Annotated in this window: 15 protein-coding genes; 12 read left to right on the plus strand and 3 right to left on the minus strand. The window is 61.1% G+C overall.

Features of this window, described 5'->3' with window-relative positions; genetic code table 11:
- On the plus strand, positions 1-453 hold the full coding sequence (locus PMI11_RS33300) for a hypothetical protein (RefSeq protein ID WP_007826419.1): 453 nt from the start codon (positions 1-3) through the stop codon (positions 451-453).
- A 62-nt stretch (positions 454-515) separates the two neighbouring features.
- Here the strand turns inward: PMI11_RS33300 and PMI11_RS33305 are convergent, their stop codons facing one another.
- Positions 516-1,136: a helix-turn-helix domain-containing protein gene (locus PMI11_RS33305; protein WP_007826421.1), complete on the minus strand. Its 621-nt coding sequence runs from the start codon at positions 1,134-1,136 to the stop codon at positions 516-518.
- A gap of 271 nt (positions 1,137-1,407) precedes the next feature.
- Between PMI11_RS33305 and PMI11_RS33310 the strand changes: the two genes are divergently transcribed.
- The 10 genes from PMI11_RS33310 (at position 1,408) to PMI11_RS33355 (ending at position 8,675) form a co-directional block, all read left to right on the plus strand.
- Complete coding sequence (locus PMI11_RS33310; protein WP_007826423.1) at positions 1,408-1,635, plus strand: hypothetical protein; 228 nt, start codon at positions 1,408-1,410, stop codon at positions 1,633-1,635.
- The gene (locus PMI11_RS33315; protein WP_007826425.1) at positions 1,628-1,840 is read left to right on the plus strand and encodes a hypothetical protein; all 213 of its coding nucleotides are present in this window, start codon (positions 1,628-1,630) and stop codon (positions 1,838-1,840) included. The genes PMI11_RS33310 and PMI11_RS33315 overlap by 8 nt, the downstream gene beginning before the upstream one ends.
- An 85-nt stretch (positions 1,841-1,925) precedes the next feature.
- Complete coding sequence (locus tag PMI11_RS33320) at positions 1,926-2,354, plus strand: hypothetical protein (protein ID WP_007826427.1); 429 nt, start codon at positions 1,926-1,928, stop codon at positions 2,352-2,354.
- A gap of 95 nt (positions 2,355-2,449) precedes the next feature.
- Entirely contained in the window at positions 2,450-4,987 is a 2,538-nt protein-coding gene (locus PMI11_RS36125) for a CHC2 zinc finger domain-containing protein (protein WP_007826429.1), read from the plus strand.
- A gap of 376 nt (positions 4,988-5,363) precedes the next feature.
- Positions 5,364-5,591 carry a hypothetical protein gene (locus PMI11_RS33330; RefSeq protein ID WP_007826431.1) on the plus strand — a complete coding sequence of 76 codons (228 nt, stop codon included), beginning with the start codon at positions 5,364-5,366 and terminating at the stop codon, positions 5,589-5,591.
- A 465-nt stretch (positions 5,592-6,056) separates the two neighbouring features.
- Complete coding sequence (locus PMI11_RS36130) at positions 6,057-6,854, plus strand: glycosyl hydrolase 108 family protein (protein ID WP_007826433.1); 798 nt, start codon at positions 6,057-6,059, stop codon at positions 6,852-6,854.
- A gap of 151 nt (positions 6,855-7,005) precedes the next feature.
- On the plus strand, positions 7,006-7,347 hold the full coding sequence (locus tag PMI11_RS33340; RefSeq protein ID WP_007826435.1) for a hypothetical protein: 342 nt from the start codon (positions 7,006-7,008) through the stop codon (positions 7,345-7,347).
- Positions 7,348-7,589: 242 nt separating this feature from the next.
- Entirely contained in the window at positions 7,590-7,868 is a 279-nt protein-coding gene (locus PMI11_RS33345; protein ID WP_007826437.1) for a hypothetical protein, read from the plus strand.
- 243 nt (positions 7,869-8,111) lie between these two features.
- The gene (locus PMI11_RS33350; protein ID WP_007826438.1) at positions 8,112-8,351 is read left to right on the plus strand and encodes a hypothetical protein; all 240 of its coding nucleotides are present in this window, start codon (positions 8,112-8,114) and stop codon (positions 8,349-8,351) included.
- Between the two features lie 45 nt (positions 8,352-8,396).
- Positions 8,397-8,675 carry a hypothetical protein gene (locus tag PMI11_RS33355; protein ID WP_007826439.1) on the plus strand — a complete coding sequence of 93 codons (279 nt, stop codon included), beginning with the start codon at positions 8,397-8,399 and terminating at the stop codon, positions 8,673-8,675.
- 218 nt (positions 8,676-8,893) lie between these two features.
- Here the strand turns inward: PMI11_RS33355 and PMI11_RS37845 are convergent, their stop codons facing one another.
- Both PMI11_RS37845 and PMI11_RS33360 read right to left on the minus strand, forming a co-directional pair.
- Positions 8,894-9,064 (minus strand): hypothetical protein, encoded by a 171-nt coding sequence (locus PMI11_RS37845; RefSeq protein ID WP_007826440.1) that lies wholly within the window; start codon positions 9,062-9,064, stop codon positions 8,894-8,896.
- A 122-nt stretch (positions 9,065-9,186) separates the two neighbouring features.
- The gene (locus PMI11_RS33360) at positions 9,187-9,396 is read right to left on the minus strand and encodes a cold-shock protein (RefSeq protein WP_007826441.1); all 210 of its coding nucleotides are present in this window, start codon (positions 9,394-9,396) and stop codon (positions 9,187-9,189) included.
- A gap of 303 nt (positions 9,397-9,699) precedes the next feature.
- Here PMI11_RS33360 and PMI11_RS33365 point away from each other — a divergent pair, with 303 nt between their 5' ends.
- Positions 9,700-10,044 carry a hypothetical protein gene (locus PMI11_RS33365; RefSeq protein ID WP_007826443.1) on the plus strand — a complete coding sequence of 115 codons (345 nt, stop codon included), beginning with the start codon at positions 9,700-9,702 and terminating at the stop codon, positions 10,042-10,044.
- Positions 10,045-10,105: the final 61 nt, after the last annotated feature.

A 10,105-nucleotide genomic window follows, 5' to 3' on the forward strand; every position in this document is an offset into this window, starting at 1 on the left:
ATGAAGGATGAAATCGAGCAGGCAGTGAAATCGCTTGGAGGCGCAAGCGCGAACAAGCTCTATGCGGACCTCGGAGCCTATTCCATCACCTATCCGAAGGACCCGACACGCTTTGCCAATCCGTCCGTGTCCGTTCCTGTCGACGTGAGTGTCGCAGGACCGATGGACGATGCGATCAACCTCGGCAAAAGGATCCTGCGGCGCTGGAACAAGGTGATCTACGAACTCGTCTGCAGCGAGGGCGGCGAGGCCGACAACCAGGTTCGAGATACTATCCTCAGCGCCGTGAAGCTGAATTCGCCGGAAGCTCTGGCAGCGGCGATCACCGGCGTCCTGATTTCCGTCTTCAGCGTCGGTCCGGCCGTAGCAGCCATTGTCGGCGTCCTCTTCGGAAAGCTCCTGCTGCCCGCCGCCGGCCAGGAGGTCTGCACATTCTGGAAAGAGCGGATCTGAGCCGCAGATTACAGTCTGCGTGACGAACGCCTGGTCAACGGCCGGGCGTTCTCGTGTCGTCCCTACGGTATCACCGCCAGCACCGGCGTCGCCGTCGTGAGCACCGCCTCCTCGATCTTCCCCGCAGGCGTTACCACCCTCGCCTCGCCGGTCTTGCGGGCACGGTCGAGCTTGGCGAGGATCTGCTTGCCGCCGGAAAGGCCGCAGATCGAAAGCGCGCCGATTGCGCCGGGCTCAATGCCGTCGGTTGGCGCAAAGAGCAGCACCGCATCGTCCCAGATCGAAAGCGCGCCGGAGGAGGCCCGCACCTGGGCGGCGATGATCCGCCGGTTGCGGCCGGCGCCGATCGAGAGCTGCGCCTTGTCGAGCACGGCCTGCGGCAGCGGCTGCGGCTCGGGGAGAGAGCGGACTTCGCCATCCTCGCCGATCACGGCCGAGAGCAGGATCTTCGGCCCCAGCCCCTCGCCTTCACGCGTGATTCCTGCATGGTGCATGACCTCGGTCACGGATACGCCGAGGAAGGACGCGATCTCGGCGGCCTCCTCCATCGTCATCTTGCGTTTGCCCGAGAAGGTGCGGGAGACGGCGGAGGCATCCTTGCCGAGATGACGGGCGAGCGCGCGCAGCGATTGCCCCCTGTCATCAAGCTGGTTGTGAAACCAGTTGCCATCGATCTCAGCCATCAGCGTCCCCATGCACATATGCAGCGTTGCTTATTTGTTGCAAAAAACGCAACGAGGCGCAAGCAACTGCACCGGGCTTTTTACCGTCAACCTTTGACATGGTTGATCTGCTCAAGTTGCAACACGGCCCGCCTTTCCGCCGAAAAACGTTCGTTCAAAGGCAGGGACGCAAAAGATAGGTATTTTTTCCTATTTGCGATTGACGTTGCGATTTCGACAACATAATCTCAACTCCAACAACAAGAGCCGCATGACAGGAGGGAAGATCAGCATGACAAAGGCCCCGACGCCCTGGCAGAAGGTCGCCGCCAAATTGGCGCTGACGCCGAGCGAGCTCGCAGCCGAGCTCAAGCGCCACCGCTCCAAGATTTCGCGGGCGCTGCGCGATGAGCGCGGCCTCATCAACGGCCGCGACCAGCTGATGCTTCTGCTGGCGGCAAGACGCCTTGGCGTTTCGCTCACCCTCTCCGACCTGATGCCGGAGGAGGAGGATGCGTAAAGAGCCGCTTTCCATGCTGGCGCAATCGGAGCTGATCGATGCGCTGGTCGGGCGCTGCGTCATGCATGGCGGGGCGGCCGCCGGCGAGGCGTTGCTGCTCATCGATGACGAAGCGGTCGACGACCTCGTGCATCTCGCCAACCGGCTGCGCCGCCTTGCCCTCTTCGAAGACCGCATCCGCGCGATGGTGATGGCCCAGCCGTAAGCGCATCCGAAACCAGTTCGCAACGTCACGACATCGCGGCCCGCCCGGTGAGGCGGCTCGCACTAGAAAACCAGTGAGGATGAACATGCAGACCATCACGACACGACCGGCCGGGAAAGCCGCCACCCCGCCTGCCGCTATCCCTCAGACGGCTGGCCCGCTCACCATCACCAAGCCGCTGCTCTGCCCCTGCTGCAAGCAGCCGGTCACCATTCCCGCCCCCGAGATCGTCATCGATCACTATGGCATCACGCCGATGGAAGGGCGCATCTTCGAGGCGGTCTGGAAGGGCAAGGGCCTGCCCGTCATCACCGAGCGCATCTTCACCGCCATGTATATCGACGATCCCGATGGCGGCCCCTCGCCGGACAGGATGTACCTCGCCTTCAAGGTGGCCCTTTGCCACCTGCGCCAGAAGCTCGAAGGCTCCGGCATCGGCATTGCCAATGTCGGCTATCGCCGCGGCTACCGGCTGGTGCTGGAAGGCAAGTTTCCGAGCACTACCGCCCGCTAAGTCCCCCGCGCAGATACGTGAAAAGACCATGGCCGCCGCCCGTTCTGCGCCGGCCATGTTGCGATACTGACAACATCCATTGCAAGAGCCGCAACATGCCTGCAGATCTAGAACGGCTTCGCCGCGATGTGTCGCTGTCTGAGAAAGCGGCGCACTATGGCTGCAGGCTGCAGAGGAACGGGCATGAGCATGTCGCCTGCTGCCCCTTCCACACCGAGGAGACGCCCTCCTTCACCATTTTCAGGGGGCAGGATGGCATTGAGCGCTTCCATTGTTTCGGCTGCGGCGCCGGCGGCGATGTGCTGGATTTCGTGCGGCAGATCAAGGGCGTCGATCTCGCGGAAGCCATCCGCATTCTCGATGGCGTCAGCCATCTCGATGGCAACGCTCCCACCGTACCGAACACCACCCCGCGCGCGCCGCAGATGCGTGACCCCTACGAGGGCATCACGCCGCTGCCCCCTCCATCCGAGCCGGTCAAATCAGGCGCCCGCATCCGCCTCTATAATCCCAAGCGCAAGGGCGACCGCTCCGAATGGGGCTCATTCGCTCCCTCCATGGTCTTTCCCTATCGGCAGGCCGATGGCGCGCTGATCGGCTATGTGTTGCGGCATGATCTCTCCGACGGCGGCAAGGAAACGCCGATGGTCATGTTCGCCCGTCTGCCCGACGGCAAGGAGACTTGGTGCCGCTACCCCTTTCCCAAGCCGCGCCCGCTCTACGGCCTCGAAACTCTCGGCAAGACGAAGCAGGTCATCGTCGTCGAGGGCGAGAAATGCCGCGACCGGCTGGCACAGAAATCCGGCCGCACCGTGCTCTCCTGGGCCGGCGGCACGCAGGGCGTCAAACACACTGACTGGTCGCCGCTATCAGGCCGCGATGTGGTGATCTGGCCGGATTTCGATGCGCCCGGCCTTTCGACGGCAGACGAGATCGCCGCCATTCTCTCCGCCCTCGGGGCACGGGTCCGGCTGACAGGTTTTACCGATGCTGGAGCCGCCTCTGATATCAGGCATTTCACCTATTCCGACTGGCAGGCGGGCCATCGTCCCTGCCGAGGCTGGGATAGTGCCGATGCCGTCGATGCCGGCTGGACGCGCCTTGATCTCGATGCCTTCATGCGCGCCACCATTCGCCGCCATGCGCCCGCCCCGGCCGAGCCGCCGTCACCGGCAGAAGAGCAGGACCAGCACGCATCGAAGGCGCCGCCACCGGGCGCCGATGGCATAGAAAGCATGCCGGAATGGTTTCCGAGCCAGCCCTTCGGCTCCGAGGTCTGGCTGGCGCGCATCTTCAACGAGCATCTGGCAAGGGCCTGCGGCGGGCGGATCGTCCGTGCCGACGGCAAATTCTGGGCCTATGGCCCCTCCGCCTGGCGCCCCATTCCCGAACAGAAGATCCGCCTTGCCATGCATGCCTTCGATGCTGTCGGCATCGGCCCGAAGGAGAAGCCGCTGAAGCTCGGCCGGCACATGATCGACGGCATCGTCAACGAGTTCGGCACGCGCACTGCCGAGGCCGGCTTTTTCGGCAACCCGGCCATCGGCGTCAACGCGCTGAACTGCACCATCACGCTGGATGAGACCGGCAAGGTGATCTGCCGCTCCCATGACCCTGACGATCGCTTCCGCTTCACAATCGCCGCGGACTATAACCTCCACACCGAAAGCCATCCGCCCGAAGGCTCGCTGCTGCACAAGCTGCTCTACGGCGCCTTTCAGGGCGATCCCGATGCTGCCGACAAGATCAGCCTCGTGGCCGAAATGCTGGGCGCTGCCGCCTTCGGCCTTGCCACCCGCATCCGCCAGCCGAAGGCCTTCATCCTGCTCGGCGAGACCGCCAGCAACGGCAAATCCACCATCGCCGCGCTCTTCCGCGCGCTGCTGCCTGAAGGCGCCGTCTCCTCTATCTCGCCCGCCTTCTTCAATGATGAAAAGCGCATCATTAATCTCGCCGGCAAGGCGGCGAACGTCGCCGACGAGCTGAGTGCGGCGGCCATATCAGGCGAGGAATTCAAGGCGGCCGTGACCGGCAACCCGATCGAAGGCCGCAGCCTCTACAAGGATGTCCAGAGCTTCATTCCCCGCGCGCTGCATTGCTTCACGACAAATACCCTGCCGCGCTTCAATGGCGGTATCGACCGGGGCCTGCGCCGCCGCCTCGTCGTCATCCAGTTCAACCGCAGCATTCCCGAGCACGAGGTCATCCCCGATATTGCCGAGCGCATCGCAAAGGAAGAGCTGGAACTGCTGCTCGGCTTTGCCGTGTCAGGCGCCCAGCGGCTGAAGCGCAACGGCAGCTACACCATGCCCGAAAGCTCGAAGGAAGCGCTGAACGCCTGGCTGCTGCTCGATCCGCTCAACGAATGGTTCGATATCCGCGTCGAGCCGGCGCAGAACGAACCCACAGGCGGCTGGCTGCGCACCGCAAAGCTCTTCGAGGATTTCCGCAAATGGGCGATCGACCAGGGCTACCGCGAAAGCTTCCTGCCGCCGGTCAACACCTTCTCCCAGCGACTGAAATCCATGCCCGATGTGCGCCTGGTGCGGTTTGCAAACGGCACGATGGCGCAAGGGGTGCTGCTGAAGGAAAGCACGCTGATGGGATCGGCCAGTTACGCCGATGTCTTCTGAGACGCGGAGCGGCTGGGTTTTCGATCAACGGCCATAACAGTCTCGCGTAAAAATTGACTCGCCTTCCGCTGGGAGATGTGACCATGTGCATAGGTGGTCGGCTCTTCTATCCAGCCAGCGAAGCTGTGCTTTTTGAAGCCCGCCCACCCCCTGCGGCAGGCTCGTTCCGAACCGCGAGCGCCCGGTACCCAACCGAGAACCACATCATGTGGTGGGCTTTGCCGTCAGTGTCGCGCTTGCTGAGCCTCGGCGGCTGTTTTTTGGCTAATCGCCTGCAGTCCGCTCTTGCCGCGGCATCTGCATCAAAGCCGGCAAGAAGACATGGCCAATGAGAAGATCTGGCCAATAAGAAGATATGGAATGGAAGAGAAATAGCATGTCCTCACGCCAGGATCTCGACCGCATATTGTTTGACCGCATCTGGGATCTCGGCGCCCAGGCGGTGAAGGATGATCACGTGTCGGCGCTCGCCTATGTGACCGTCACCAAGCCTACCCTGGAAGAATATCAGGAGAGTCACGGCCCCCTGCAGGCCGATCTTATAAAGGTCATCCAGCTCGGCATCCTGAAGCTTCGCGAAAGAGGCGAATTGCAGGAGCCGTAAGCCTGTAGCTTCGAGGCTCGGCTGTTGCTGAGCGAAACGCTGCACTTTTCCGCCCCCGGTCGCAAAAGGCAACGGTGATCGTCTGTCGACCGTCATGGAAGAACTTGCCTGCCTTGCACAGGCTTTCCCGGCGCGACATTCCAGTCCTGCGAACCGTCCCATAGCCCTATTTGATTAGGCTTTTTTTTGGAACGATCTTTGAGGCTCGTGGTTCTGCTACAGGCCCTCAAAAAGCCGGCCGCCGCGCCCCACTCTGTTCTCCTGTAACGGAGGCGGCGGTCACTCTTCCCATCCGGAAATCAAGGTGCCATCCATTCTTACAGCGATGGGTGTCCTTCCCAATCGCCCGGGAGAGAGTGTGAGTGCGCGGGCCGGATCGCCAGGCGTTCCGCCTGAGATCGTCATGCAACAGGCACAACTGTTGCCATCCGAAACTGTCGCGATCCACTAAAAAAGGAACGCGGCATGACCAGCGCGAACTTCCCCGAATGCCTCTCGATCACCCTGCAATCCGAAGGCGGCCTCTCCATGGAACGCACCGACCCCGGCAACTGGACCGGAGGCAAGATCGGCAAGGGCACGCTGAAAGGCACCAAATACGGCATCTCGGCCGCCGCCTTCCCCAATCTCGACATCCGCAATCTGACGCTCAATGACGTCAAACCCATCTACAAGGCCAAATACTGGGACGAAATCGGCGGCGACACTCTTCCCCCAGGCTTCGACCTCGCCACCTTCGACTACGCTGTCAACTCCGGCCCCGCCCGCGCCCTGCGAGACGCCCAAACCGTGATCGGCGCCCCCGCTGACGGCAAACCCGGCCCCCTCACCCGTACCAAGGCCGCAACTGCCGGCACCAGGGAAATCAAAGCCCTCTGCGCCCGGCGGCTCAGCTTCATGCAAAGCCTGGCGATCTGGAAGACCAACGGCAAAGGCTGGTCGGCGCGCGTGGCGAAGATCGAGGCGAAGGCCGTGGCGATGTATCTCCGTGGGCAGCCGGGCGTGGATGTGAAGGCAGCGCTGGCGGATGAGGCAAGCAAGGCGGAGAAGACTGCCGGGACGCTGCAGAAGGCGGGAGCAGCGATTGCGGTCTCGGCGTCGGGTGGCGCAGGCACGGGTGCGGCGCTGCCGGCGGAGCCGAATTTGCTGGTGCTTGTTGGAGTGATGCTGGCTGGGCTGGTCGTGGCGGGTGTGCTGGTGGTGAAAGCAGTGCAGTCGAAGGAGCGGGCGAGAGCCTATCAGCAAACGGCAGAGGCGCAATGAACTGCTGAAAAACTGCCGGCCGTCTCGCCGACAGCTGGATCAACTTCAAACCAGTGATAGAAAAAACGCAGGAGCCCTCAAAGTATATTTCCCGCGTAACGAGAATCAAAATAAGGATACGGCGCTTATCGCACTATTTTAAGGGATAATCATGCGCGCCTATATTGCAATGACACTGATCACCACCGGGTTGCTCACCGGCTGCGTGCCGACCGAGAAGCAATATGATGCAGCCGTCAGAGTGTTGCGAGGCAGCGAGCGTGAGAGAAACGGGCTTTTGGATGAGTGCATAAGGCGCCTCGGCTTTTCCGACAAGAAGGCCCGCCATAACGCCGCTGTCGTGATGAACGTGGCAGAGAAGGACGCTCCGAAAATTGCCTGCAGCCGATACACGAAAGCGATCGTTTCCGGTAGCGTAACCTATCAGGACATGCTCGACATCCAGAACCGCCGCTATACCCCGAAGCTGATCAAGATCTTCCAGGGCCGATAGGCTGACCGTCTGTCGCCCCTGCCCTTCCACGCCCGCTATTTTGACGACAAAGCGGGCGTGATTGCCAGTGTCAGCAATTCCGACAAAAACTGCGCCGCGGTTTTGCGTCCGGAACTGCGTGAAACAAAGAGATAGAGCATCTTCATGATTCGAATAAAAACGGAAATGCTCTAGATTACCCGTAATGGCCTGTTCGGCGACCGCGTCGCCATCTGGATGCGCCACCTTTCGAAGGAGCGCGCATGAAAAAACCGAAGCGTATTGAAGAGATGAGTACAGAGGAGCGCGCCGATACGCTGCGGCGGCTGAGCCAGACGCTGCATTTTTCGGCGATCGTCGCCAGGCAGGCAGGCGACATGCTCTGCAAGCCGCTGGAGGAACTTGCCGACAGGCTGCTGCGCGATGGCGCTGCAATATCGACCGATCGCTCCGAGGTTGCCATTGATGTCATTGCCGAGGCCATGAACCTGCTCGGGCGCTTCGAGCTGAACCATTCGGGCAACAAGTCGACATTGCATTAACCCCGAGGTCGCTCGCGATCCTCAGGGGTCGCCTGCGATCCCCGAGCCCCCTCCTGCGATCCCCAGGGTCGATCCGAGAGATGTGCCGAGCTGCATTCCGACGGGCGCAACGGCCCTTGTAAAAGCCCGCCGAAAGCCTAGTTGAGATAGGATAAAGTTTGTCCTAGCGCGCGTCGGCGCCGAGCCAAATCCCCTCTCTTGACAAGCCCGTTGCGGGCCTGTCCACCGGCGTTAGGAAACCCCATGGCCGCCACCAAAGAGCGCTTTTTCAAACAGCAGGGCCGCCCGCCCGCCCGCAAGGCCGAGGAACCGCCTCACGCGGCCTATGCAATCATGGCGACCGAGGTGCGCCAGCGCGATGCAAAGACGGCGAAGCTGCGCGCCTTGCGGCTGGAGCGTGAGGCAAGCAGCCCGCCGGTAAGCGAGGCCGTGGCAGCAAAACCAAAGCGCAAGCCTGCCGTCCGCCGCTCGCGGTTTCAGTAAGCCGGTGTCATCCCCCATGCCCCCGCAAGCGCGGCTTTTACAGCCATGACCAACCAACCGCCGATAAACGATATGTCGCTAGAAGAGCGCCTGGAGACCCTCAAGCTTCTGAGCGACGCGCTGCAATTCTCAGCCGTGATTGCCCGCCAGCAGGGCGACGAGACACACAAGGCCATGGATTGTCTGGCCGAGCGCCTGCGCGCCGATGCGCAGATACTGGCGCATGATCCTTCACCGACGACCAACGCTGTCGTCATGGAGGCGATCACGCTCCTTGGCGATTTCCAGATGGCCCATCCGGCTCTCAACGACAGCAAGCATTGAGCCGCTGCTGCCGACGAGGACGGACTGGCCTCCAGCTGCCGCCGGCTGCAAAGCCGGTCTCCCTTAATTTTTGATGGTCCAATTTATGGATATTGAGGCGCGTTCGCGGATTTTCTAATGAAAGCTGTAGACCCAGTGCGGCGGCAATAAAAAAAGCGCTCAGCCACCTCGTATGGCTGAGCGCTTTTTTTTGACCTGACGGGGTGGCCCGCCGGGCTTTATCTTCCGCGCTGCGGCTTGCGGCTTTTATCGTTCTTGTCTTTGGCCGACGATGTTTTCGCGTCCAGCGACTGACCGAAATTCGTACCTCCAAGGTGCCCGCCGCCGCTGGTATTGGCCAGCTGGCGCTCGGCACGTCGAAGGAGCTGTGCTGCGTCTGTCTTGCTCATTGTCTTCTCCCGGGAAAAATTGCTCGCAAATAAAAAGGCCGGGGCTGGCCCGACCTTTCCAGGGTTCGCAAGTCCGCAGTGCCAGTACATCCGTGGTCAAAGCGGGGGTGCGAGCCGATTGTTTATTCAGAGGCAAGGTTCTGCGCAGCGTTCTTGCCGCTGCGGGGATCCTGCACCAAATCGAAGCTCACAGACTGGCCTTCACGCAGGAAGGACATGCCGGACTGTTCGACAGCAGAAATATGAACGAACACGTCAGGCGAGCCATCCTTAGGCGAGATGAAGCCGAAGCCCTTTGCCGTGTTAAAAAACTTTACAATACCTGTATTCATAACGATTTTCCTTTCAATCGCATAGAATTACTGCGCCCGCTGGATGCAGGCCGTAAATGGTCGAGCTTGAGAGGAAAGATTAGCCAATGCGCCTTTGCGCAAAAACAAAGCTAACGAAGCAAATTCGATTTTGAAGAGATAGGCTATGTTTGTGTTCATAACAAGGTTACATTTATTTTTATTTGGTTTTCGCCCGTTGCCGCGCTGATAAAACAGGCGCATATTGGCTGGTCAGCAGCCATCTTTCCGGGCGCTGTTGGTTAAGGGCATCCACACCCTGGCCCCGACCGAAAGGAGGACGCGATGTCTTCCTCCATCCATCAGACCTTTCTCGACGGCGATGATATCAACCTGCTTTCACGCGTGCTCAAGAGCGCCGGATATGACGAAGCCGCAGCGCCGGAACTATTCGCACAGGCCGCCAGCAAGGCACTTGCCCTCTTCAGACGCGGCATGCGCCGCGAAGACGCATTGCTGACAGCAATAAGGATCATGCAGGACAGGCAGCAGATCCTGCGGCAAACCGGCAATACCGAATTTGAAAGCCGTTTCGCCATCCAGGGCCTGCCGCCGTCCAGCATCATCATCGATGAGGCAGGAGCCAGCATCATCATTGATGCGACGGAAGAAAGCGCTGCGCGCAAATAACCGGCATCCGCACCTGGCAGGAACCACGCCGCCCATGGCGGCAGCCGATACTCAATGCGCG

Source organism: Rhizobium sp. CF142, assembly GCF_000281145.1.
In the GTDB taxonomy this organism is placed as follows: Bacteria; Pseudomonadota; Alphaproteobacteria; order Rhizobiales; family Rhizobiaceae; genus Rhizobium.